Below are 23,640 nucleotides of genomic sequence, written 5' to 3'. Positions count from 1 at the left end.
TGCTAGGATCGCGCCTCTTCCATCCGCGCTCCTGCCGCCTTGAATCGCTTCGTGCCGCTTCTCCGAGATGCGTGGCGCCATTGCCGCGCCCGCGTCGCACCGTTCGCCGCCGCCTGCGGCGCGCGCATCCGCGCGCTGTGCGCCGGCGTGCTGCATCGCCTGCGTCACCCGACGCGCCGCGGCGTCGCGCTGACGCTCGCCGCGATACCGGTGCTGGGCCTGCTGGTGCTGCTCGCGTTCGTCCCGTTCACGCCGAGCATCGGAGACATCCGCAAGGCGCGCATCGACCGCCCCGCACGCGTGCTGTCCGCCGACGGCCAGCTGATCGCCGAGTTCCGGCCCGTCAACCGCGAATGGGTGCCGCTCAAGCAGATCTCGCCGCACATGGTCGACGCGCTGATCGCGACCGAGGACCACCGCTTCTACGCGCATCACGGCATCGACTGGCGCCGCACGATCGCGGCCGGGCTGCACACGTTCTCGGGCGCCCGCCAGGGCGGCTCGACGATTACGCAGCAGCTCGCGCGCAACCTGTATCCGGACGAAGTCGGCCGCGCGCCGACGCTCACGCGCAAGGTGAAGGAGCTGATCACCGCGTTCAAGATCGAGTCGGTGTACAGCAAGGACGAGATTCTCGAGACCTACCTGAATACCGTGCCGTTCCTGTACAACGCGTACGGCGTCGAAATGGCCGCGCGCACCTACTTCGGCAAGTCGGCCGACCAGCTCGACATCGTCGAAAGCGCGACGCTCGTCGGGATGCTGAAGGGCAACAGCTACTACAACCCGGTGCTGAACCCGGAGCGCGCGGTGCAGCGGCGCAACATCGTTCTCGGCCGGATGGCGCAGATGCACATGCTGAGCCCGCAGCAGCTCGCGAAACTGCAGCGCCGGCCGCTGCGCGTCGACTTCGAGCCGCAGTCGGGGCAGCCGGGCCTGGCCCCGCACTTCGCGGTGCAGCTGCGCAAATGGCTGATCGCGTGGGCCGATCGCAACAACTACGATCTGTACTCGGACGGCCTCGTCGTGCGCACGACGCTCGACGCACAGTTGCAGGACATGGCAACGCAGGCGCTGACGCAACAGACGGAACGGCTGCAGGCGATCGCCGACGGCGCATGGCGCGGCCCGTCCGGCTGCGGGCTGCGCAACGACCTGTTCCGCGGCTTCATCCGCCAGACGCCCGACTATCGGCAGGCCCGCGACACGGGGCTCACCGATGTCGCGGTGCTGAAGCAGCTCGGCACCAATCGGGAGTTCATGCGCGCGCTGTGCGAGCGCAAGACGCAGGTGCAGGCCGGCTTCGTCGCGATCGATCCGCGCAACGGCGCGATCCGGGCGTGGGTCGGCAGTCCCGATTTCGGCAGCGAGCCGTTCGATCACGTCGCGCAGGCGCGGCGCCAGCCGGGCTCGACGTTCAAGCCGTTCGTCTATGGCGCCGCGTTCGCCGACGGCATGCGGCCGGGCGATACGTTCGTCGATCGCCCCGTTGCGATCCCGATCGACGGCCGCGCGGTCTGGCGCCCCACCGACGAGGAGCCGCCCACGGGCGAACCGATGACGCTGCGCGACGCGCTCGCGCTGTCGCGCAACCGCATCACCGCGCAGGTGATGCAGCACGAAGGCGCCGCGAAAGTCGCGCAACTCGCTCGCGCGATGGGCGTGCGTGAGAGCCCGCTCGACGCGGTGCCGTCGCTCGCGCTCGGCACGAGCCCCGTCACGCTGAAGGAGATGGTGTCCGCGTACGGCACGATCGCGAACCGCGGCGTGTACGTCGCGCCGCAGATGATTACGCGGATCGAGGATCGCGACGGCAAGGTGCTCGCCGCCTTCGGCAGCGCGCCGCCCGAACGCGCGCTGCCGGCCGCCGCCGCGCAGACGCTCGTCGACGTGATGCGCGATGTCGTCGATCGCGGCACCGGCGCCGACATCCGCTCGCGCTACGGGATCCGCATCGATGTCGCCGGCAAGACCGGCACGACGCAGGACAACGCGGACGGCTGGTTCATCCTGATGCATCCGCAACTCGTGGCCGGCGCGTGGGTCGGCTTCGACGACGGCAGCGTGACGCTGCGCAGCGACTACTGGGGCGCGGGCGCGCACAGCGCGCTGCCGATCGTCGGCACGTTCTACGATGCGGCGCTGCGCGCGCGTGCGATCGATCCGCACGCGCAGTTCTCGCCCGACTTCCGGCCGCGCAGCGCACCGGCGCCGAAGCGGCGCCCGCAGCATCCGGGCCTGTTCGACTGGCTGAAGCTGTTCCGCTGAGCGGGCCGCTGGCGGGCCACGCCGGCGGTCCGGTCTACCGAAGCGTCGTCGTCGCGTGCCCGTCCGCCGGCAGCATCGCCGCTATCACGACGCGTTCGACCGCGTCGACGGTGTATGGCGCTTTTCGTTCCGCGACTACGCGCTGTTCGATTTCGCGGGCGACCTGCGCTACCACCTGAACCTGAACGAGCCGCCGGCCGGCTGAGGTGCCGGCCGGCAAAAATGCGCAGACGTACTCAGCCCGCCGCGACCGTGGCAGCCAGCGCATCGAACTCCGGCGACCACGCCGCACGCCATGCGGCCTTCGTCGCGTCGTCCACCCACGCGCCGTCGATCCCGTTCAGCATGAACTGTTTCAGCTCGGCAACGGTGAAGCCGAAATGGCTGAACATCAGCTCCCACGCCTCATCCGGATTCACCTTGTGCAGCGTCGGATCGTCGGTATTCGGATGGATCTTCAGCCCGAGGCCCGGCATCTTGCGCATCGGATGCCGCGCCGCCCATTGCTCCGGCGGCAGCGTGCGCAGGTAGTACGAATTCGTCGGCACGACGGTGAAGACGATCCCGCGTTCCGCATAGCGCGCACACAGCTCGGGGTTGTCGACGATCGTATAGCCGTGATCGACGCGATCGACCTGCAGCAGGTCGACGGCCGTCTCGACGTTGCGCCACGGCATCCCGAACTCGCCCGCATGCGCGGTCGTGCGGAAGCCGGCCGCGCGTGCATTGCGGTAAGCCTTCCAGAACAGTTCCGGCGGCCGATCGTTCTCGCGATAGTCGATGCCGAGCCCCGCGACTTCGTCCGCGCGATTCGCCTTCATCCACTCGACGATCGCAACCGCTTCGTCGGGATCCTGCTCGCGGTCGATGCTCGGGATCAGGCGCGCGCCGATCCCGAAGTCGCGTGCGGCGTCGCGGATCGCCGTCACGATCGCGGCCTGCGCGTCCGCATACGCGATGCCCGATACCCGCACCGTTCCCGTCGGATTCCAGAAGAATTCCGCATGCCGAACGTTGTGCGCGGCCGCATCCTCCAGATACTCGTACGCGATCCGCCGCAGGTCGTCGGGCTGCGTGAGCAGATACTTGTCGAGCGCGCGCAGCACGTGCAGCACGCCGACCGGCTTCTCGCCGCGCGCATAGAACGCATCGATTTCCGCGCGCTCGATCGGCGCACCGCTGCGCTGCGCGAGCGCGACGAACGTGTCGTGCCGCACCGCGCCGAGCAGATGGCAATGCAGCTCGACCTTCGGCAGCGCGTGGAAGAAGGCCCGATGGGCCGGCGTGATCTCGATGCCCGTGCGCGCGGCCGGGACGTTGCCTGGTGTTCCCTTCATTTCTGTCTCGTGTTGGGTAGTGCCGATGCGTCGTAAAGCCGTCTCTCAGTGCGGCTTCACGACGGTCCAGAAGTAATAACCGAGCGGAATCGCGAGCACGACGAGCCCCCACGACACGTCGCGCCAGCGGCCGGCCAGCAGCTTGACGAGCACGTAGCACAGCAGCCCGCCCGCAATGCCGGTGCCGAAGCTGTTCGACATCAGCGTGAGCAGCACCATCGACATCACGGGCAGCGCATCGGTGAAGTCGTCGAAATGCGTGTGGCGGATCGTCGCGAACATCGACAGTCCGATCAGGATCAGCGCCGGCGCGGTGGCCTCCTTCGGGATCGCGAGCGCGACCGGCACGAACAGCAGCATCGCGGCGAACAGCACGGCCGCGGCCAGCGACGACAGCCCGCTGCGGCCGCCGGCCTCGACGCCTGCCGCCGATTCGATCAGCGCGGTCAGCGCGGGAATGCCGAACACGGGCCCGAGCGTCGCGGCGAGCGAATCGACGAGGAACGGCCGGTTGATGTTCGGCAGGTTCCCCTGTTCGTCGAGCAGGTTCGCCTTCGCGCCGACCGCGAGCGCGGTGCCGAGCGTCGAGAAGAACTCCGCCGCGAAGAATGCGAACAGGTACGGCGCGGCGGCCAGGCTCAACGCACTGCGGATGTCGAGCTTGAACGCGATCGGCGCGATGCTGTGCGGCAGCGACACGAGCGACGCGGGCAAGTGCGTGACGCCGAGCGGCACGCCGGCCGCGGCGGCGACGAGAATCGCGATCAGGATCGCGCCGGGCACCTTGCGCGCCTGCAGCACGACTGCAACCGCCAGGCCGATCAGCGCGACGAGCGCGCCCGGCCGCGAGAAATCGCCGAGCGCGAACGCGTTGGTCTTCGCGTTCGCGACGACCATCCCCGCGTTGCGCAGCCCGAGCATCGTGACGAACAGCCCGATCGACGCGCCGAGCCCGAGCTTGATCTGTACCGGAATCAGCCGTACCACGACGCCGCGCGCGCCGAGGATCGTCAGCAGGAAGAACAGCACGCCCGATACGCACGCGATGCCGAGGCCCGTCTGCCAGCCGACGTGCTCCGTCGTCGCGAGCGTCACGCCGATGATCACCGAGCCGCCGATGCCGGGGCCGACGAGGAACGGCAGGTTCGCGTAGAGCCCCATCAGCGTGGTGAACAGCACGAACACGACGATCGTCGCGGTCGTCGCCGCGCCGCGCTCCATGCCGCCCGTCGCGAGCAGCGACGGGATCACGACGAGCAGGTACGCGGCCGCGAGAAACGACGTGACACCCGCGATCGTCTCGGTGCGCACGCTCGTGCCGCGCGCGGCGAGCGCGAAGCGGCGTTCGAGCCAGTTGGCCGGCGCTCGCGCCGGCATCGTGTCAGTCGCTGACATGGTGGTTCTCCTGTGATTCCGAATATTGTCCTGTGTCGGTTCCCGCAGCGCGGTCTTATACTGCCGCGTACCGCATCCCGACCGTTATTGCCCGATGTCGTCCGACCGCTCGTCGCTGCTGCCCGCGCTCACGCTGCGGCAGGTCCAGCACTTCGTCGTGCTCGCCCATGCACGCAGCTTCACGCAGGCCGCGCAGGCGCTGTCGCTCACGCAGCCCGCGCTCACCGCGTCGATCCGCCAGATCGAGTTCCTGCTCGGCGGGCGCCTGTTCGCGCGTTCCGCGCACCGGCTCACGCTGACATCCGCGGGCGAAGCCGTACTGCCGCTCGCTGAACGCCTGCTCAACCAGGCACGCGGCACCTTCGACGACATGACGCGGCTCATCGGCGAACGCATCCAGACCGTGCGCATCGCGTTCATCCCGTCGGTCGCGGGCCGCCTGCTGCCCGCGCTCAACGCACTGCGCGGCGCGCATCCGACGCTGCGCTTCACGCTCACCGACCTGCCGAACAGCGCACTCGTCGAAGCCGTACGCGACAGCGTCGCGGATCTCGGCATCGGCGTGCGCGAACCGGACGGCGACGACGGCACGCTGCGCTACCAGCAACTGTTCGAGGACGAGATCGTGATCGTCGTGCGGCACGACGATCCGCTCGCCCGCGCAAAAGGCGTCACGTGGGCAAAGCTCGTCGATCGCGAGCTTGCCGTGTTCGTGCGCGGCAGCGTCAGCGAATCGCTGCATCGCACCGGCGGCGCCGGGAAGCTGCGCCTGAACGTCACGTACCGGATGGAATACACCGAGCCGCTCTACGCGCTCGCGCGCAACGGCCTCGCGACCGCCGTGCTGCCGAGCCTCTATACGATGCATCTGCACGATCCCGAACTCGTCGCGCTGCGCGTCGACAAACCGCGCGTCACGCGCGCGATCTCGCTGATCTCGCTCGACGCCGACGATCGCGGACCGCACGTGCGCGCGTGCCGCGAGTGGATTGCGAAGCACATCTGATGATTTCGTTCGCCGCGCAACGCCCCGCACTCAGGGCAGCTTCGCGATGCGCTCGACGAGCGTCGCGTAGAAGCGGTCCGCGTCGACCTCGTTGATCCACGTCGCGTTCGCCGCGCGGCCGCTGCGCCCGTTCCAGTCGACGATCGTCTCTCCGAGGGTCCACTGCCCGGTCGTCTCGACCACCACGTTCACCTTGCGTCCGCCGAACAGCGTCGGATCGACGAGATAGCCGACCGCGGTCGGGTCGTACATCGGCCCGTCGTCGACGCCGCGACGCTTCCTGTTGTACGCCAGCTCGGCCGTCATGATGTCCGCGACGATCGCGCCGCAGCGATTGCCGAGCGCGCGGAACGGCGCGACGCGCGCCGGCGTGATCGGCGCCTTCACCGCGACGTCGCGCGGCAGCACGACGATCGGCACGCCGCTGCCGAACACCACGTCGGCCGCTTGCGGATCGACGTAGATGTTGAACTCGGCGGCCGGCGTGATGTTGCCGCGCTCGAAGAACGCGCCGCCCATCAGCACGATTTCGCGCAGCGCGCCGCGAATCTGCGGCGCTTCGACCAGCGCGGTCGCGATGTTCGTCAGCGGGCCGAGCGCGCACAGCGTCACGCTGCCCGGCGCCGCGCGGCTCAGCGTATCGACGAGGTACGACACCGCGTGACCGGTAGCCAGCGGCGCGCGCGGCTCGTGCAGCTCGACGCCTTCGAGCCCCGTCTTGCCGTGCACGTTCGCGGCCGTCACAAGGTCGCGCACCAGCGGGCGCGGGCAGCCCGCGTAGACCGGCAGCGTCTTCGTACGGCCGGCCCAGTCGCGGATGATCCGCGCATTGCGTTCGGTCAGGTCGAGCGGCACGTTGCCCGCGACGGCGGTCAGCGCGCGAACGTCGAGCCGGTCCTGCGCGCCGAGCGCGAACAGGATCGCGATGGCGTCGTCCTGCCCCGGATCGGTATCGATGATCACCGTGCGGCGCGCGGCGTCTCCGCCGGCCGCGAACGCGCCCGTTTCGGGCAGCAGCGCGGTGCCGGCCAACGCGGCGGACAGTTTCAGGAACGTGCGGCGGGATGCGATCGGATGGGTCATGGTCGGGCTCAAAAGACGTGCCGGACGCCGAGCGTCGCCATCATCTGGCGCGTGCCGGTCGAGCGCGCGTACGCGAAGATCTGCGCATGGTCCGCGTCGCCGGCCGCCTGTTGCGCGATCACCGTCAGCGCGACGTCGGTGCGTTTCGACAGGAAGTAGTCGGCCTGCAGGTTCACCTGGTGCCATTTCGGACGCTTGTCGATCACGTCGTACTTGCCGTTCGTGAACGCATACGCGGCGCCGAGAAAGAGCTGCGGCGTCATCGTGTAGACGACGTTCACGCCGAGGTTCTGCAGGTGCAGGTGCGAATTGTCGAGGTAATCGTAGCGCACGTCGGTAAACATCGCCGCGAACTGCGCGCGGCCGATCGTGTAGAAGCCGCCGGTGCCCGCGATCCGCTGCCGGCTCGCGTACGCGGCCGGCGACATCGCACTCTTGCTGAAGATCAGCAGCGGCGACGCATAGTCGTTCGCGATCGCGCCGTCCTGGTTCGTCGCGCTGTACGGATGGTTGTACTGCGCGTAGACGGCGCTCCAGCGCAGCGGGCCCTGCTCGTAGCCGAGCCCGAAGCTGTATGCGCTGTTGTTCGCGAAGCCCGTCGCGTTGCTGAAGCCGTACAGCGCGGTGAATTTCAGGCCGTAGTAGACGGGGCTCACGTACTTCACCGAATTCTGCACGCGGATGTCGTTGTAGCCGTTGTCGTTGTCGCCGATGTTCACGCCGTTGCTCGCGATGATCACGGGCCCGATGTAGTCGTGGATCGCGTCGTACTGGCGGCCGAACGTCAGCGAGCCCAAGGTGCGGTCGGCCAGGCCGACGTAGGCCATGCGCCCGAACTCGCGGCCGTTCTGCGCGGCCGTGCCCGTCATCACGTTGAAGCCGTTCTCGAGCTGGAAGATCGCGGACAGCCCCTGCCCGAGATCCTCCTTGCCCTTCAGCCCCCAGCGCGGGTTCTGGTTCGTGCCGGACAGCGCCTGCCAGGCATTCTTGCCGCCCTGGTTGGTCGCGAACCCGACGCCGGCCGAGATGAGACCGTACAGCGTGATGCTGCTTTGCGCACCGGCATGGGTCGCGAAGGCGCCGAGCATCGCGAGCGACGCGAACTTGTAGAGAGTTTTCATGCGGGTCGTGTGATCGGTGGTGGTCCAGGCGCGGCAGGGTTCCGCGAACTGGACTCGACTATACGAACCCGGATCGGATAATAAAAGTTTGCTTTTCTTATGTGTCAATAAAACGGATTTATTCTCACCCTGATCCCTCCCGCTCCCGCCGCACCGGCCGTCAGTCCGCCGTATCGCCGCCCTTCGGCACCTTCGACCATGCCTTGCGCCCCGGCATCGGCGCCCAGGCCGGGCGGGCCTTGCGCGCGCTGTCGATCACGACCAGGTAGCGGCCTGCGATCGGCATGATGTCGCGATCGTGACGCAGCACCCACAGCGACTTGCCGGCCTCGATACGCGCCTGGTAATCGTCGTCGAGCAGGCCGTGCTGGTCGAAGAACGTGTTCAGCGATGCGGGAATCCGCACGCACCCCTTCGAGTGCCGGATGCCGAGCAGCGCTTCGAGGCGGTCGGGGTCGGTCGCATGCATCTGGAAGCGCATCGGCGATACGCCGCCCTTGCCCCAGCCGCGCTCGCCGTCCACCCAGCCGAAGTCGTAGATGCGCATGTCACGGTGGCCGTAGCCGCGAATGCCGTTCTCGTTCGTCGTGCCTTCCGCGCGGAAATCCATGTTGTCGGGCGAGTGATGGAACACGCCGAGCGGCGTCAGGAAGTGGTCGTACTTGCCCGGCAGCCCGGTCGCGACCGGCGACGCGCCGACCATCAGCCAGGCATTGGCCGGCGTCGCGCGGAAGTAGATGAACAGCGCCTGCACATTCGGCGTGCGGTCGACCATCGCGACGTATTCGCCTGCGAGATCGCCGAGGTCCGCATCGGCGAGCGCCTTCTGGAGCCGCTCGCCGTATGCGCGCTGCTCGCTCGCGGGCACGTTCAGGCGCCGCGTGACTTCCTGAGTGAAGCGCTTGCGCATGTCGACCGCTCGCGCCGTCGCGTTTTTCGCCTCTTCGGCCGACAAAGGAGGATGCCGGCGCGGCGGTGTTGGCGCGGGCGGCTCGGCCTCGCTGGCGGGAGCGGCGGAAGCGGCCGACGCAGGCGCTGCCGCGGATGCTGCGGATGCGGCTGAAGCCGCCGATGCGCCCGATGCCGAGCTGGCCGGCTCCGCATGATGCGCCTGCGACGCAGCGGGTGCGGCCGACGCGCCCGACGCGCCCGACGACGCACGCGCGGACGAAGCCGGATGCGCGCGGGAAGCCGCCGATGCAGGCGACGCAACTGATGAGGATGACGTAGCAGCGGACGACGGTGCGTCGGACGCGCCAAAGGCGGGCCGCTCGACCAGAACGGAAATCGGCAAGGCGGCAGCGAGCCATACGGACACGGCGACTGCGCGGGCAAGGCAACGCGGCTTCGCAAACCGCCGCGTCAAGCGGGAAAGCATCATAGGTTCGAAGCCATCGGCCGATCCGGCCGCCGCATGGTGCTGCTGCGAGCGGCGCGTCTTCCGCGCGGGCCATCGACACGTCCGGCGCATCGTATGCGCCCGGCGCCGACGCCTCTTCGCGGCGGAGCCGTTCGCTGATGCAACGCGTGCGGTCCGATGGCGGCTAATGAGTCGTCAGGCCCTTCATTTTACGCGTCTGCGCAAGAATCGTCAGCGACGAAAGTCGCGGATTTTCAGCGGATTGCGCTTCGTCACGCTTTGTTGCAACTCGTTGCCGCTCGCTTTGGCGTTGCGTGGCACGCTTGTCGATTGAGCGTTTTCTGGCATGCGTCCGGAGGCTCGTTCTTTCCATCCGGAACGATGGCGCGATTCCATCGATTCGCATACCCAATCATCTCGACGATGCGGCTTTCCATCCGGAACCGCATCGCACGCATGCCGCACGAACCGTGCGGCATGCGTGCGCAACCACTCGCTACTTCGAGATGGTTTCGAGCGCGATGCCCTTCGTGCGCGGCCCCATGAACCCGATCGCGGCCATCACGATCACCATCGCGCCCGCGATGAACGCGAACACGCCGAAGGTACCGAAGCCCTTCAGCACGGCCGCGATCACGAACGACGAGAAGATCGCCGAGAAGCGGCTCCACGAATAGACGAAGCCGACGGCCCGCGCGCGGATCGACGTCGGGAACAGTTCGGCCTGGTACGCATGGAAGCTGTACGACATGATGTTGCTCGCGAGCGTGAGGCCGATGCCGAGCACGATCAGGAATGCGCCCACCGTCGTCTGGCTGAACAGCAGCCCGCAGACGACGATCGCCGCCGCCATCGCGACGATCACCGACTTGCGCTCGAAGCGGTCGGCGATCACGAGGCCGATCAGCGGGCCGATCGGTGCCGCGAGCGCGATCACGCTCGAATACATCAGGCTCGACGTGATCGTGATGCCCTGCTTGATCAGCAGCGTCGGCACCCAGTTCGCGAAACCGTAGAAGCCGACCGTCTGGAACACGTTGAAGATCGTCATCATGATCGTGCGGCGGCGATACGGCGGCACCCACATGTCGCGGAAGCTGCCGCGCGGCGGCACGGGCTCGGCCGGCGCGGGCGGCGGCAGCGGCCGTCCGTATTCGGCTTCGACCTTCGCCTCGAGCACGCGCATGATGCGGTCGGCTTCTTCGACCCGGCCCTGCTGCGCGAGCCAGCGCGGGCTTTCCGGCAGTTCGCGGCGAATCCACCATACGAACAGCGCGCCGTGCGCGCCGATCAGCACGACCCAGCGCCAGCCGTCGAGGCCGAACGGTGCGTGCGGCACGAGCAGGTAAGCGAGGAACGCGACCACCGGCACCGCGACGAACCCGACCGCCTGCTCGCATGCGAATGCGCGGCCGCGGATCTGCTTCGGCACGAGTTCGGAGATGTACGTGCCGATCGTCACCATCTCGACGCCGAGGCCGAGACCGACGACGAAGCGCCAGAAGTTCAGCCCGGCCGCGGTGTCCTGGAACGCCATCACGACGTTGGCAGCGGTGTACCACAGCAGCGACCACGTGAAGATCGCGCGGCGGCCGAATCGGTCGGCGAGAAAGCCGCACGCGATCGTGCCGATGAAGAGCCCGGAGAACAGCGCGGCGATGAAGCTCGCGACACCCGTGGTGCCGAACAGGCCGTGCGTCGTCGCCGACAGGATGCCGCTTTTCACGAGGCCGGGCGCGACGTAGCCGCTGTAGAGCAGGTCGTAGAGTTCGAAGAAGAAGCCGAGGCTCAGCAGCACGACAAGCTTCCACACGGTGCGCGTGGGCGGCAGGCGGTCGAGGCGGGCCGAGATGGAGCCGGGGTCGATGGTTTGGGATTGGGCAGGTGCCTGCGAAAGGCTGTCCGTTGAGGCCATCTTGGGCGCGTCTCCTGATCGTGTCGTGTTGTGTGTTGTTGTCCGGCGACCGTCGAGCCGCCGTCGGGCGAATCGCTGCATTGTACCGACACGCCCGTCCGGCGCATGTGCGCACCGACCCCGATATCGGCAACGCGACAACAGGCCCGCCACATTCCGGGCACCGAACCGATTCGGCGCCCGTTTTCGCGCCGGATATTGTGTAACTTGCGTAACCGTCTGTCGGGTACGGGAAACACTCAAAGCGGCAACCCGGTACCGTCCGCCCCTCCGCGCCCGGCGGCACCGGCCCGACGGTACGGGCCCGGCGCGCCGTTTCGCCGGGCCGCGCGCCGCAGGAACCGCCGCGAACGACGGGCGCAATCGGTACAACCACGCGTTCCGCGCCCCGGTAACATGCTACCGGGCCAACTACCGGCTTCCGGACGCCTTTCGGCAACCGGCACTGTCGGCAAATCGTAAGCATTCCATGTTCATACAACGACTATCCCCGTACGCCCGCCGGATCGCGCTGATCGCGCTGCTGCAGTTCGCGGCGATCGCGTCCGCGTCCGCGTTTCCGGCAGCCGCATCCGACTCGATCGCGAGCGGCGTCGGCGCGACCGTCCCGGCCATCTCGCCGAGCGATGCCGTCGCGCAGCTCAAGCAGATGCAGGCCGAACTGGATCGCATCAAGCAGCAGACCTCGACCGCGTCCAACAGCAAGGAGCTGGATGCGCTCGGCGATGCGACGCAGGAGCTGAGCACCGATGTCGCGAAGCTGCAGAGCGATCTCGCTCCGCAACGCGCGCAGATCCAGGCCCAACTCGACGTGCTCGGCCCGCCGCCCGCCGAGGGCGCCGCCCCTGAAGCGCCGGCCGTCGCGAAACAGCGGGCGACGCTGAACGCGCGCAAGACGCAGCTCGATGCGGCGCTGAAACAGGCCACCGACCAGAAGACCAACCTCGCGAACCTGACCGATCAGTTCGCAAAGCTGCATCGCGGCCTGCTGAAGAACCAGCTCGCATTTCGTTCGGGCGGCATCTTCAGCGCGCAGTTCTGGCTGCCGCTGTTCCACGTTTCGCCGGACGACCGCCAGCGGCTCGATGATTTCGACAACGAAATGCTCGACATGCTGCGCTCGTCCTGGGTGCCCGGGCAACGAGCGATCACCACGCTGCTGCTGATCGCCGCGTTCGCGGCGTGGCTCGGCGGCCGCCGGCTCATCGAGCGCGGGCTCGCATGGATCGCCCTGAACCGCCTGCCGCACACCCGCTTGCGCCGCAGCGCGCTGGCGCTGTCGACCGTGCTGTCGACATTCCTGGCAACGGCCATTGCCATTCAGATCCTCTACCTCGCCGTCGCGCGACATTACGAGCTCACCACTTCGCTGACCGATCTGTGGGACCAGTTTGCGAAGCTCGCCGCGACCTGCGCACTGATCGCCGGGCTCGGCCGCGCGCTGCTCTGCACCAAGCATCCGTCGTGGCGCCTGCCCGCACTCGCCGATCCCGTCGCGCTCGCGATGAAGCCGTTCCCCAGCATCCTGGCCGCGCTGCTGCTGATCTCCGGCACGCTCGAATCGATCAACCGGATCGTCGACACCAGCCTGTCGGTCACGCTGTTCGGTCGCGGCATCGTGTCGCTCGTCGTCGCGTTGACGGTCGGCGCGTCGCTGCTGCGCTCGAACCGCGCGCGCAGCGTGCTCGCGGCGGCCGGCGAGGCGCCCGAGCAGCGCTCGACGCTCGCCGGGCTGATCCATGCCGGCGTCACGCTGGCGATCGTCACGTCGCTGATCGCGCTCCTGATCGGCTATATCACGGTCGCGCGCTTCATCACCTACGAGCTCGTGTGGTTCGAGATCGTGCTGTGCGCCACCTACATCCTGATCCAGTTGACGCGCGACGCGAGCGAAAGCCTGTTCTCGCCGAACCTGTCGACGGGCCAGCAGATCAAGCACCTGTTCGCGCTCGAAGACCGGCACCTCGACCAGGCCCGCACGGTCCTGTCCGGTTTCGGCACGAGCCTGCTGATGCTGATCGCGGCCATCGCGCTGCTGACGGGCGGCTTCGGCACGACGCCGAGCGACCTGCTCGACAGTGCGGTCGCGATGATCGGCAGCCAGCGGCTGCAGAGCCTGAACATCATGCCCGACCGGATCCTGAACGCCGTGATCGGGTTCGCGATCGGCTTCTACCTGCTGCGCTCGCTGCGCCGCTGGCTCGACGGCGAATTCATGCCCGCGCTCGGCATGGATACGGGGATGCGCGTGTCGCTGATCACGCTGTTCACCAACGTCGGTTACGTGCTGCTCGTGCTGATGACGCTCGGGCTGCTCGGCGTCAGGTGGAACAACCTCGCGTGGATCGTCAGCGCGTTGTCGGTGGGTATCGGCTTCGGCCTGCAGGAGATCGTGAAGAACTTCGTGTCGGGGCTGATCCTGCTGACCGAGCGCCCGGTGAAGGTGGGCGACATGATCAGCATCGCGGGCGTCGAAGGCGACATCCGCCGCATCAACGTGCGCGCGACCGAGATCCAGCTCAGCGACCGCTCGACCGTGATCGTGCCGAACTCGCAACTGATCTCGCAGAACCTGCGCAACGTGACGATGGGCAACAGCACACAGGGTGTCGCGACGCTGGTGCTGACCTTCCCGCTGAATACCGATCCCGAGCAGGTGCGCGACCTGCTGCTCGACGCGTATGGCGCGCATGAGGCGATTCTCGACAAGCCGGCGCCGTCGGTGACGTTCAGCCAGCTCACGCCGGAGGGGATCACGCTGAGCGTGACGGGCTACGTGTCGAGCCCGCGGATCGCCGGTTCGACGAAGAGCGATCTGCTGTTCGAGATCCTGAAGCAGTTGCGCGCGGCGGGGATCACGCTGTCGAGCCCGCAGATGCTGGTCGTGCAGAACCTGCCGGCAGCGGGAGACGCTTGACGCGGCTCGCACGCGTGGCCGTCGCGCAGACGAACGAAGGGCCGGCGCCGCATCGCGGCAACCGGCCCTTTCCACTCATGCGCGGCGCCCGCTCGGGCGCCCTGCATCACACGTCGAACTTCACGCCCTGCGCCAGCGGCAGTTGACGGCTGTAGTTGATCGTATTCGTCGCGCGACGCATATAAGCCTTCCACGCATCCGAACCCGACTCGCGGCCGCCGCCCGTTTCCTTCTCGCCGCCGAACGCGCCGCCGATCTCCGCGCCGCTCGTGCCGATGTTCACGTTGACGATCCCGCAGTCGCTGCCCGCTGCCGACATGAACTGCTCGGCCTCGCGCATGTCGTTCGTGAAGATCGCCGACGACAGGCCTTGCGGCACCGCGTTGTGCACGTCGATCGCGTCTTCGAAGTTGTCGTACACCATCACGTACAGGATCGGCGCGAACGTCTCGCGCTCGACCACCGACGATTGCTTCGGCATCCGCACGATTGCCGGGCGCACGTAGTACGCATCAGCATGGCCGATGTCGATGCGCTCGCCGCCCTTCACCTCGCCGCCCTGCTCGCGTGCATCGGCCAGCGCCTTCTGCATCGCGTCGAACGACGCGCGGTCGACCAGCGGGCCGACGAGCGTGCCTTCTTCAAGCGGGTTGCCGACCTTCACCGACGTGTAGGCCTTCTCGATGCGCGGCAGCAGTTGCTCGACCAGGCTGCGATGCACGATCAGGCGGCGCAGCGTCGTGCAGCGCTGGCCGGCCGTGCCGACCGCCGCGAACGTGACCGCGCGCACGACGAGGTCGAGATCCGCGCTCGGCGCGACGATCATCCCGTTGTTGCCGCCGAGCTCGAGGATGCCGCGCGCGAGACGCTGGCTCAGCACCTTCGCGACTTCCTGGCCCATCCGCACGCTGCCCGTCGCGCTGACGACCGGCACCTTCTTCGACGCCGTCAGCACCTCGCCGACATCACGCATGCCGAGCACCAGCTGGCTCAGGCCCTTCGGCGCGACGCCCGGATGCGTCTTCTCGAACTCGCGGATCGCCTTCTCGAGCAGCACGTGGCAGGCGATCGCGGTGAGCGGGGTCTTCTCGGACGGCTTCCACACGACCGAATCGCCGCACACGAACGCAAGCGCCGCATTCCACGCCCACACGGCGACCGGGAAGTTGAACGCCGAAATCACGCCGCACACGCCGATCGGGTGCCACGTTTCCATCATCCGGTGGCCCGGGCGCTCGGACGCGATCGTGAGGCCGTAAAGCTGGCGCGACAGACCGACCGCGAAATCGCAGATGTCGATCATTTCCTGCACTTCGCCGAGGCCTTCCGACGTGATCTTGCCGGCCTCGAGCGTGACGAGGCGGCCGAGCTCGGCCTTGTGCTCGCGCAGCACGTTGCCGAACACGCGCACGAGCTCGCCGCGCACCGGCGCCGGCACGGTGCGCCACTGGAGGAATGCGTCGTGCGCGGCGTCGATCTTGCGCTCGGCGTCGGCGGGCGTGTCGACGGCCAGCGTCGCGAGCGTCGCGCCGTCGAGCGGCGAACGCGCGGCCAGCGCATTGCCTTTCCACTGGGCGAGATCGATATCGAGCGCGGCAAGAATGTCGTTGAATTGCATCACTTCCTCTTCAGGGACAGATTGATCGGTGCGGCGGCAGCGCCGCCCGCGTGATTCGATTGGAGCGCGTTCGCGCGCCTTGTGCAAGCGGATGCGCGCCTCGGCCAGCCCGGTGCGCCGCACGGCGCATCGTCGTGCGCCGCCGCCGGAAACCCCGGCCGGCCGGCGCGCCCTCGCCTCGCGAGGCACGATCCATGAATCACATTGTCGGCGGCCACAAGTCGGGCCGCTATTGATATTAACTCACGACTTCATTCCGAAAACGCAACACCCCGGCTGGACGAATCCCGCCCTTCCAGGACCGCATCAGGACGTGTCCCAGACACGTGCCGCAGCCCGCCGGCGGGGGTCGGCCGGCCTCGCCCGCCGGCCCATGAGTTGATGACAAAGTTGCATCACTCTGTTCCCAAATATCGTTTGCCCCGCGCCCCCCGGGCCCCACACAATCGGGGCGCGTCGAGGTGCACCGCACCCGGCGCGCCGACGTCCGTCCGCCATGGAGCCGGACGACAGGCGAGCGCGACGCGCGTCGCGGCCCGGTTCGCCCGAGCGGTGCCGCGCGGCACCGCTGCCGGCAGGCCGGCGGCCGGCGGCGAGTTGCGCTTCGCAGCCAAAAACAATCCCGGAGACAGCGCCCAGCACCCGCCATGCATTCAGATGCCCGCCCCGATTCCCCCGACTCGTCCGGCTCGCGCCCCGCGAAGCCGTCCCTCCACCGCAGCCTGCAGGCGCGCCATCTGCGGATGATCGCAATCGGCGGCTCGATCGGCACGGGCCTGTTCGTCGCATCCGGCGCATCGATCTCGCAGGCCGGCCCCGGCGGCGCGATCGCCGCATACATGCTGATCGGCCTGATGGTCTACTTCCTGATGACGAGCCTGGGCGAAATGGCCGCGTTCATGCCCGTGTCGGGCTCGTTCGCGACCTACGGCTCGAAGTTCGTCGACGAAGGCTTCGGCTTCGCGATCGGCTGGAACTACTGGTACAGCTGGGCCGTCACGCTCGCGGTCGAGCTGGTCGCCGCGCAACTCGTGATGAATTACTGGTTCCCGCACGTGCCGGGCGTCTGGTGGAGCGCGCTCTTTCTCGTGCTGATCTTCGCGCTCAACGCGCTGTCGGTGCGCGGCTTCGGCGAGGCCGAATACTGGTTCGCGCTGATCAAGGTCGTCACCGTGGTCGCGTTCATCGGCGTCGGCCTGCTGATGATCTTCGGCATTCTGAAGGGCGGCCCGAACGCGGGCTGGACCAACTTCACGATCGGCGACGCACCGTTCGCGGGCGGCCTGCCGGCGTTGATGGGCGTCGCGATGATCGCGGGCTTCTCGTTCCAGGGCACCGAAATGATCGGCGTCGCCGCCGGCGAATCGGAGAACCCGCGCACGACGATCCCGCGCGCGGTGAGCCAGATCTTCTGGCGCATCCTGCTGTTCTACGTGTTCGCGATCGTCGTGATCGGCGTGCTGATTCCGTACACCGACCCGAGCCTGCTGAAAAGCGACGTGACCGACATCGGCGTGAGCCCGTTCACGCTGGTGTTCCGCCACGCGGGCCTCGCGGTCGCGGCCGGCGTGATGAACGCGGTGATCCTGACGGCCGTGCTGTCGGCCGGCAACTCGGGCATGTACGCGTCGACGCGGATGCTCTACAACCTCGCGGTCGAAGGCCGCGCGCCGAAGCTGTTCGCGAAGCTGTCGCCGGGCGGCGTGCCGCGCAACGCGCTGTATGCGACGACGGCCATCGGCGCGCTCTGCTTCCTCACGTCGCTGTACGGCGACAAGACGGTTTACCTCTGGCTGCTGAACACGTCGGGCATGGCCGGCTTCATCACCTGGCTCGGCATCGCGATCAGCCATTACCGGTTCCGCAAGGGCCTGCTGAAGCAGGGCTACCGCCTCGACCAGTTGCCGTACCGCTCGAAGTGGTTCCCGTTCGGGCCGATCTTCGCGTTCGTGCTGTGCGCGGTCATCGCGCTGGGCCAGGACTACCAGGCGTTCCTCGGCGACAAGATCGACTGGGTGGGCGTCGCCGCGACCTATATCGGCGTCCCGTTCTTCCTCGTGATCTGGCTCGGCTACGCGCTCGTGCGCAAATGCCGCCTGGTCCGCTACGAGGACATGGAGATCGCGCCGTGGATCGAGCGCAACGCCATGCCCGGGCCGACGTCCGACACCCCGGCCCACGCCGCCCGCCCGGGCTACCTCGCCCGCCCCGCGAATCCGACGCCGGGCGCGTGACGTCGCACCGCGTGCCGGCGGCCGCCTGAACGCCGCCGCCGGCACCTCCCGATCACCTCCATTCGACGCAACGCGCGCGTTCAGGCAAGATCGACGCGCGCCGTCCGTTTTTCCGCCGTTACGAGTCAACGAAATCGCATGCAGAACTTCTACGAAGCCACCGTTACCCGCCAGCCCTACCCGCAACTCACCGGCACGATCGACACGCAGGTCTGCATCGTCGGCGGCGGCCTCGCCGGCCTGTGCACGGCGCTCGGCCTCGTCGAGCGCGGCGTGCACGACGTCGTCGTGCTCGACAGCGAACGGGTCGGCTTCGGCGCCTCGGGCCGCAACGGCGGCTTCGTGTTCGGCGGCTACAGCCTCGACAACGCCGACCTGCTGCGCACGCTCGGCCGCGACGAAGGGCGCCGGCTGTACCGGCTCACCGTCGATGCGGTCGACCTGATCCGCACGCGGATCGCGCGCTACGGAATCGACTGCGACATCGTCGACCAGGGCGTGATGCTCGCGAACTGGTTCGACGATCCCTCCAGGCTCGACAGCGTGCGCACGCTGATGAAAAGCGAATTCGACGTCGACTGGGAACCCGTCGCGACGGACGCGCTGCGCGCGCGGTTGAAGACGCAGCGCTATTACGGCGGCCTGTTCGAGCCGAACGCCTTCCACTTCCATCCGCTCAAGTACGTGCTCGGCGTCGCGGCGGCCGCGTCGTGCGGCGGCGCGCGCGTGTACGAGCGCTCGGCCGCGCTCGGCATCGCGCGCGAAGGCGCCGGGTACGTCGTGCGCACGGCGCAGGGTGCGGTGCGCGCGAAGGACGTCGTGTTCGCCGGCGGCGGCTACGCGCGCGGCGTGTCGCCGCGCATCGAACGCGCGGTGCTGCCGATCGCGACCTACGTGATCGCGACCGAACCGCTCGGCGCCCGCCTGCCGGACGCGATCGACGCGCCGTACGCGATCTACGACACGCGTTTCGCGTTCGACTACTACCGCCCGCTGAAGGACACGCGCATCCTGTGGGGCGGCCGGATCTCCGTGCTCGACCGCGGCCCCGACGCGATCGCGCGCCTGCTGCGGCGCGACCTGCTGCGCGTGTATCCGCAGCTCGAAGACGTGAAGGTCGACTACGCGTGGGGCGGGCTGATGAGCTACGCGCGGCACAAGATGCCGCAGATTGGCCGCGACGCGGACGGCGTGTGGCACGCCATCGCGTTCGGCGGCCACGGGATGGCGCCGACCACGGTCGCCGGCGAAGCGCTCGCGGCCGCGCTGGCCGAAGGCCGGCCGGTGCCGGACGGCTTCGCCGCGTTCGGGCTCACGCGCACGTTCGGGCTGGCGGGCCTCGCCGCCGCGCAGCTCACGTACACGGCGTACCAGGCCCGCGACGCGCTCGCGTCCTGCCGCCGCTGAGCGGCCGCGGCGGCCGAAACGACCCTGCCGATTAGAGCGGGAGGTCGGCCTGGCGGGGATTTCCCGCATGCTAGAATGCCTTTTCCAAGCCGCCGCGAACCCACAACAAAGTCACATGAAAGCAGGAAGCAAGGCCGCCACGTCCGATACCCGCGCGCTTGCGTCCGAAGCGCGGCGCAAATACGATCCCGAGCAAACCAAGCGCAACATCCTCGATGTCGCCACGCAGGAGTTCTCCGCGATGGGCCTCGCCGGTGCGCGCGTCGACGCGATCGCCGAGCGCACGAACACGACGAAGCGGATGCTCTACTACTACTTCGAAAGCAAGGAAGGCCTGTACGAGGCCGTGCTGGAGAAGGTGTACGGCGACATCCGCGCGCTCGAGCAGGAACTGCACGTCGGCGACATGGAGCCGCGCGAAGGCATGCGCCGCCTCGTCGAATTCACGTTCGACTATCACGACAAGCATCGTGACTTCGTCCGCCTCGTGTCGATCGAGAACATCCACGGCGCGAAGTATCTCGAACAGCTCAAGTCGTTCAAGAACCGCAACGTCAGCATCATCAAGACGCTCGAGGAACTCGTCGAGCGCGGCGCGGCAAGCGGCGCGTTCCGCACGGACATCGACGCGTTCGACCTGCACCTGCTGATCAGCTCGTTCTGCTTCCACCGCGTGTCGAACCGCTACACGTTCGGCGCCGCGTTCGGGCGCGACCCGTCGGCGCCGCGCCTGCGCGCGCGGCATCGCGACACGATCGCCGACGCCGTGCTGCGCTACGTCGCCGCGTAAGCGGCGGCTGCCCGGCTTCCCGGGCAGCGCACGCCGGGCACGAAACCTCCGTGCCCTTCGCTCGTCAGCGCTTCAATCGGTCGGCGCGGTCGACGCCAGCGCGATCCGCGCCTTCTCTTCCGGGCTTCCCGCCACGTAATACTTCTTCGCCCAGCTCGAATCGGGCGCGAGCGCGAGCCGCGGATGCGTGTCCGTCCCCGTGCCGTGCTGCTTCGCATCGATCGCCAGCGCCCGTGCGCGGTAGTGCTCGTAGAGCCGCAGGAATTCCGCGAGATAGATCGCGGCGATCCTCGCATCGCGGATCTCGAGCAGGTTCTCGTCGTTGTACTGCTCCGAATTGCGGCTCATGTTCGCCGAGCCCGTATAGACGACCGGATTCGCGCCCTCCGCATCGATCACGATGAACTTGTGATGGATCACGACGGGCGGATAGGCCGGCGCCGGTTCGCCCGGAAAGAGGCGCAGCTCCGGCTCGAAACCCTGCGGCACGGTCGCCGGCGAGAAATACGCGGCATCGATCACGTCGCGATGGTCGCGCTGGCGATGGTACAGCTCGAGGTTCGCGAGCGTCGCCGCATCGAGCGTCTGGCCGTCCTGCTGCGCGGCATCGGCCTTCGTCGCGCTGCCGGCGTTGATCCGGTTCACGAGGCCGAACATCATCAGCCCGCGGTCGCCGGCCGCGAAGCACGCGTCGCGCAGCGCCGCATCGGTCGGCATGAACAGGCAGAACGACACGGAATGCTTCGCGGCCGCGATCGCGGCGACGATCGTGTCGATCTCGGTGCGCTGCCCCGCCGGCTCCGGCGAAAACGCGACGCGCACCTGTGCGCTGCCGACCGTCATCGGCGCCGACCAGCCCGACGACAGCCGCGCCGTCTCGGCAATCGGCGGATTCGCGGCCAACGCATGCGCGCGGTCGTTGTACAGCGCCGCAAGCGCGGGCGAGTCGAACGCGTGCAGCACGTTGGCCTGCTCCGTGAGCCCCTCGGTCGTGAAGTTCGCGGAGCCGGTCAGCACGCGCGCGGGTGCCGGGTTCGACGGCGCATCGGTCACGATGAACTTGTCATGCATGATGTGCGTCTTGTCGCGCGGCGCGAGCGTCGCGAGGCCCTGCAGCGCGTCGACGGCCGGCTGGTTCGGCGAAGGCAGCGGCGGCTTGCCCTTGCGCGCCGTCGTGTGCGCGTCGTAGACAATCGCGAGCGACGCCTCGCCGTGCTTGCGCCCGAACGCCTCGAACGCGGGCAGCGCCCACAGCGTGTCGGTCAGGTGATAGACGGCCGACGCCGCGCGCGATGCGGGGTCGAGCATCTCCGTGAACACCTGCTCCATGTCGTTCGCGAGCCAGGTGCGCAGCTTCAGCGCCTGCGCATCGCTCGGCGCCGCATTCGGCGCGAGGCCCAGCGCCGCGACCTGCTTCGCGAACGCCTGCGAGCTGACCACCGCGCGGTTGAACCACGTGCCGATGCCGTCCTCGATGTGCGCCGGCAGCACGACGTTGCACACGCCGGCCTCCGCGTCGAGCACCTGCAGGTTCGCCGGCGTGCCGACGACCGGATACACGTCGTAGCGGAACGACGCGTCGCGGTCCTGCGGATCGATGCGCGCGTCCCACCACATGAATTTCTGGATCGGCGCCTGGTCGGTCGGCGCATCGCCCTGCGTGTGGGCGGCCGGGCCGTCGAACGTCAGGCGGTTCGGCAGCCAGCTGTCCGGCGCACGTGTCTTGCCGTCGGCGGACCAGAAGCCCGGCGTGCGCCGGATCGCGAAGCCGAGGAAATCGGCACGCGACGCCGCATCGGGCCAGTCGAAGGCCAGCAGGACCAGGGTGGGGGAAAGATAGCTGCGCACGCTGACGGTCATTCGTTGCTCCCTGGCCTTGCGGCCCGTCGAGATGAATGGGTCAGTGTTGACGGCGGTTCTTCCCGCGGGATGACGGTTCGATGAACCTTGTATGTCGGACGCGCGTCAGCCGCACACGAGCAGTTCGATCCCGCGCGCGGTCAGCGCACGGCGCACGGCCTTGTCGGGCATGCGTTCGGTCACCAGATAGCGGGCGGCGGCCGTGCCGTTGATCCGCACCGGCGTCACGCGGCCGAATTTCGAATGGTCGGCGACGATGATCGCCGTGCCGGCCGCCGCGATCATCCGGCTGCGCACCTCGGCCGCGAGCCGCGAGTAGTCGGTGCATTCGCCGTCGGGCGTGATGCCGCCCGCGCCGACGAACGCGAAATCGACGTGGTATTGCGCGAGCTGGTGGATCGTGTCGAGCCCGAAGGTGGCGTCCTCGTCGTCGGACAGCTCGCCGCCGAGCAGCGTCACGCGGTTGCCGTTGCGCCGCGCGAGCACGAACGCGGTGCGCCAGTCGTTCGTGTAGATCGACAGCCGGTGCCGGTCGGCAAGCGCAAGCGCAACCGCGTGCGGCGTGCTGCCCGAATCGATCAGCACCGATGCATCGTCGGGCACGAATTCGGCCGCGCGCCGCCCGATCGCGCGCTTCGCTTCGGCGTTCGCGGCTTCGCGCTCGGACAGGCTCGGCTCGCGGCGGTCGGCGGCCAGCGCGCCGCCGTGCGTCATCACGAGCAGGCCGCGCGCGGCCAGCGCATTCAGGTCGCGCCGCACGGTCTCGCGCGACACGTCGAGCGAACGCACGAGTTCCGCGACCGACAACGCGCCCGACCGTCCAAGCTCCGACAGGATGTATTGATGACGTTGTTCCGCCAGCATCGCGTGTGCGCCCGAGGCGACCGGTAATGAGTAAGCCGGCCATTGTATTACGGCCGCTTGACGACCATTTGACGGCGGCGGGAAGCCAAGCCGGCCGTGCTTCCCGAAAGCGAAATTCTGTATTGCCCGACGCGCGTGAATCGACGCGGCGCCGATTGCTACACTTTGCGCTTCGCCGAACGACAGGCCAAACCAAAAGGGCTCACGCCATGTATCGCAAAGGCAGTGTGATCGAAATCCAGTTTCCGCCCGAACGGCTCAACGACGCGGCCGGCGATCCGTACTGGATCGACCTGACGCTCGACGAGGCGCGCCGGCTCTACGAACAGCTCGCCGCGCGCTTCGCGACCGACGCGCGTGCCAACCAGCCGCTCGACACGTTCTCGATCGACTGATCGCCCTTCCTTTCCGCGCGCCACGGCGCGCCTTCATGCCGCGGTGCTTTCACCCGGCCGGCCGATAACC

General features: G+C 68.3%; 17 protein-coding genes. 8 read left to right on the top strand and 9 right to left on the bottom strand.

Features of this window, described 5'->3' with window-relative positions:
• The first annotated feature begins 39 nt into the window (after positions 1–39).
• Both BFF94_RS30020 and BFF94_RS30015 read left to right on the top strand, forming a co-directional pair.
• On the top strand, positions 40–2,268 hold the full coding sequence (locus BFF94_RS30020; protein WP_219140155.1) for a penicillin-binding protein 1A: 2,229 nt from the start codon (positions 40–42) through the stop codon (positions 2,266–2,268).
• 55 nt (positions 2,269–2,323) lie between these two features.
• A complete protein-coding gene (locus BFF94_RS30015) occupies positions 2,324–2,473 on the top strand; it encodes a hypothetical protein (RefSeq protein WP_201260349.1) in 150 nt (49 codons plus the stop codon).
• Positions 2,474–2,504: 31 nt separating this feature from the next.
• On the opposite strand, the gene add is transcribed toward BFF94_RS30015, so the two are convergent.
• Together add and BFF94_RS30005 are read right to left on the bottom strand one after the other, a co-directional pair.
• Positions 2,505–3,605: an adenosine deaminase gene (gene add, locus BFF94_RS30010; protein ID WP_128841521.1), complete on the bottom strand. Its 1,101-nt coding sequence runs from the start codon at positions 3,603–3,605 to the stop codon at positions 2,505–2,507.
• A gap of 45 nt (positions 3,606–3,650) precedes the next feature.
• Positions 3,651–5,000, bottom strand: coding sequence for an NCS2 family permease (locus tag BFF94_RS30005; protein WP_128841520.1), 1,350 nt, complete (start codon positions 4,998–5,000; stop codon positions 3,651–3,653).
• Between the two features lie 94 nt (positions 5,001–5,094).
• Between BFF94_RS30005 and BFF94_RS30000 the strand changes: the two genes are divergently transcribed.
• Complete coding sequence (locus BFF94_RS30000; protein WP_128841519.1) at positions 5,095–6,006, top strand: LysR family transcriptional regulator; 912 nt, start codon at positions 5,095–5,097, stop codon at positions 6,004–6,006.
• Between the two features lie 30 nt (positions 6,007–6,036).
• On the opposite strand, the gene BFF94_RS29995 is transcribed toward BFF94_RS30000, so the two are convergent.
• From BFF94_RS29995 to BFF94_RS29980, 4 genes are all read right to left on the bottom strand, one after another.
• A complete protein-coding gene (locus tag BFF94_RS29995; RefSeq protein ID WP_219140154.1) occupies positions 6,037–7,089 on the bottom strand; it encodes a nucleoside hydrolase in 1,053 nt (350 codons plus the stop codon).
• A gap of 8 nt (positions 7,090–7,097) precedes the next feature.
• Positions 7,098–8,210, bottom strand: a complete 1,113-nt coding sequence (locus BFF94_RS29990) for a porin (protein ID WP_128841518.1) — start codon at positions 8,208–8,210, stop codon at positions 7,098–7,100.
• A gap of 160 nt (positions 8,211–8,370) precedes the next feature.
• On the bottom strand, positions 8,371–9,681 hold the full coding sequence (locus tag BFF94_RS29985; RefSeq protein WP_219140153.1) for a hypothetical protein: 1,311 nt from the start codon (positions 9,679–9,681) through the stop codon (positions 8,371–8,373).
• Positions 9,682–10,066: 385 nt separating this feature from the next.
• Positions 10,067–11,485, bottom strand: a complete 1,419-nt coding sequence (locus BFF94_RS29980; protein WP_128841517.1) for an MFS transporter — start codon at positions 11,483–11,485, stop codon at positions 10,067–10,069.
• A 469-nt stretch (positions 11,486–11,954) separates the two neighbouring features.
• Between BFF94_RS29980 and BFF94_RS29975 the strand changes: the two genes are divergently transcribed.
• Positions 11,955–14,402, top strand: coding sequence for a DUF3772 domain-containing protein (locus tag BFF94_RS29975; protein WP_219140152.1), 2,448 nt, complete (start codon positions 11,955–11,957; stop codon positions 14,400–14,402).
• Between the two features lie 106 nt (positions 14,403–14,508).
• Here the strand turns inward: BFF94_RS29975 and amaB are convergent, their stop codons facing one another.
• Positions 14,509–16,020 carry an L-piperidine-6-carboxylate dehydrogenase gene (gene amaB / locus BFF94_RS29970; RefSeq protein ID WP_128841516.1) on the bottom strand — a complete coding sequence of 504 codons (1,512 nt, stop codon included), beginning with the start codon at positions 16,018–16,020 and terminating at the stop codon, positions 14,509–14,511.
• A 647-nt stretch (positions 16,021–16,667) separates the two neighbouring features.
• Here amaB and BFF94_RS29965 point away from each other — a divergent pair.
• The 3 genes from BFF94_RS29965 (at position 16,668) to BFF94_RS29955 (ending at position 20,451) form a co-directional block, all read left to right on the top strand.
• Positions 16,668–18,254: an amino acid permease gene (locus tag BFF94_RS29965; RefSeq protein ID WP_219140151.1), complete on the top strand. Its 1,587-nt coding sequence runs from the start codon at positions 16,668–16,670 to the stop codon at positions 18,252–18,254.
• Positions 18,255–18,392: 138 nt separating this feature from the next.
• Positions 18,393–19,661, top strand: a complete 1,269-nt coding sequence (locus tag BFF94_RS29960) for an NAD(P)/FAD-dependent oxidoreductase (protein ID WP_219140150.1) — start codon at positions 18,393–18,395, stop codon at positions 19,659–19,661.
• Between the two features lie 115 nt (positions 19,662–19,776).
• Complete coding sequence (locus tag BFF94_RS29955; RefSeq protein WP_219140149.1) at positions 19,777–20,451, top strand: TetR/AcrR family transcriptional regulator; 675 nt, start codon at positions 19,777–19,779, stop codon at positions 20,449–20,451.
• A 72-nt stretch (positions 20,452–20,523) separates the two neighbouring features.
• Here BFF94_RS29955 and BFF94_RS29950 read toward each other — a convergent pair whose 3' ends face one another.
• The gene (locus BFF94_RS29950; protein ID WP_128848754.1) at positions 20,524–22,311 is read right to left on the bottom strand and encodes a phospholipase D-like domain-containing protein; all 1,788 of its coding nucleotides are present in this window, start codon (positions 22,309–22,311) and stop codon (positions 20,524–20,526) included.
• 105 nt (positions 22,312–22,416) lie between these two features.
• A complete protein-coding gene (locus tag BFF94_RS29945) occupies positions 22,417–23,175 on the bottom strand; it encodes a DeoR/GlpR family DNA-binding transcription regulator (RefSeq protein WP_128848757.1) in 759 nt (252 codons plus the stop codon).
• A gap of 209 nt (positions 23,176–23,384) precedes the next feature.
• On the opposite strand from BFF94_RS29945, the gene BFF94_RS29940 reads away from it, so the two are divergent.
• Positions 23,385–23,570 carry a hypothetical protein gene (locus BFF94_RS29940; RefSeq protein ID WP_006480515.1) on the top strand — a complete coding sequence of 62 codons (186 nt, stop codon included), beginning with the start codon at positions 23,385–23,387 and terminating at the stop codon, positions 23,568–23,570.
• Positions 23,571–23,640: the final 70 nt, after the last annotated feature.

The sequence above is a fragment of the Burkholderia catarinensis genome (assembly GCF_001883705.2).
Lineage (GTDB): Bacteria > Pseudomonadota > Gammaproteobacteria > Burkholderiales > Burkholderiaceae > Burkholderia > Burkholderia catarinensis.
This window is presented reverse-complemented; position numbering and strand designations above follow the sequence as displayed.

Excerpts from the sequence above, each read along its gene's own strand:
- BFF94_RS30005 (WP_128841520.1), bottom strand. The coding sequence starts at position 5,000 with ATGTCAGCGACTGACACGATGCCGGCGCGAGCGCCGGCCAACTGGCTC.
- BFF94_RS29965 (WP_219140151.1), top strand. The coding sequence starts at position 16,668 with ATGCATTCAGATGCCCGCCCCGATTCCCCCGACTCGTCCGGCTCGCGC.
- BFF94_RS29940 (WP_006480515.1), top strand. The coding sequence starts at position 23,385 with ATGTATCGCAAAGGCAGTGTGATCGAAATCCAGTTTCCGCCCGAACGG.
- BFF94_RS30000 (WP_128841519.1), top strand. The coding sequence starts at position 5,095 with ATGTCGTCCGACCGCTCGTCGCTGCTGCCCGCGCTCACGCTGCGGCAG.
- BFF94_RS29980 (WP_128841517.1), bottom strand. The coding sequence starts at position 11,485 with ATGGCCTCAACGGACAGCCTTTCGCAGGCACCTGCCCAATCCCAAACC.
- BFF94_RS29950 (WP_128848754.1), bottom strand. The coding sequence starts at position 22,311 with ATGACCGTCAGCGTGCGCAGCTATCTTTCCCCCACCCTGGTCCTGCTG.
- BFF94_RS29960 (WP_219140150.1), top strand. The coding sequence starts at position 18,393 with ATGCAGAACTTCTACGAAGCCACCGTTACCCGCCAGCCCTACCCGCAA.
- BFF94_RS29945 (WP_128848757.1), bottom strand. The coding sequence starts at position 23,175 with ATGCTGGCGGAACAACGTCATCAATACATCCTGTCGGAGCTTGGACGG.
- add (WP_128841521.1), bottom strand. The coding sequence starts at position 3,605 with ATGAAGGGAACACCAGGCAACGTCCCGGCCGCGCGCACGGGCATCGAG.
- BFF94_RS29975 (WP_219140152.1), top strand. The coding sequence starts at position 11,955 with ATGTTCATACAACGACTATCCCCGTACGCCCGCCGGATCGCGCTGATC.
- BFF94_RS29995 (WP_219140154.1), bottom strand. The coding sequence starts at position 7,089 with ATGACCCATCCGATCGCATCCCGCCGCACGTTCCTGAAACTGTCCGCC.
- amaB (WP_128841516.1), bottom strand. The coding sequence starts at position 16,020 with ATGCAATTCAACGACATTCTTGCCGCGCTCGATATCGATCTCGCCCAG.
- BFF94_RS29955 (WP_219140149.1), top strand. The coding sequence starts at position 19,777 with ATGAAAGCAGGAAGCAAGGCCGCCACGTCCGATACCCGCGCGCTTGCG.
- BFF94_RS29990 (WP_128841518.1), bottom strand. The coding sequence starts at position 8,210 with ATGAAAACTCTCTACAAGTTCGCGTCGCTCGCGATGCTCGGCGCCTTC.
- BFF94_RS29985 (WP_219140153.1), bottom strand. The coding sequence starts at position 9,681 with ATGCGCCGGACGTGTCGATGGCCCGCGCGGAAGACGCGCCGCTCGCAG.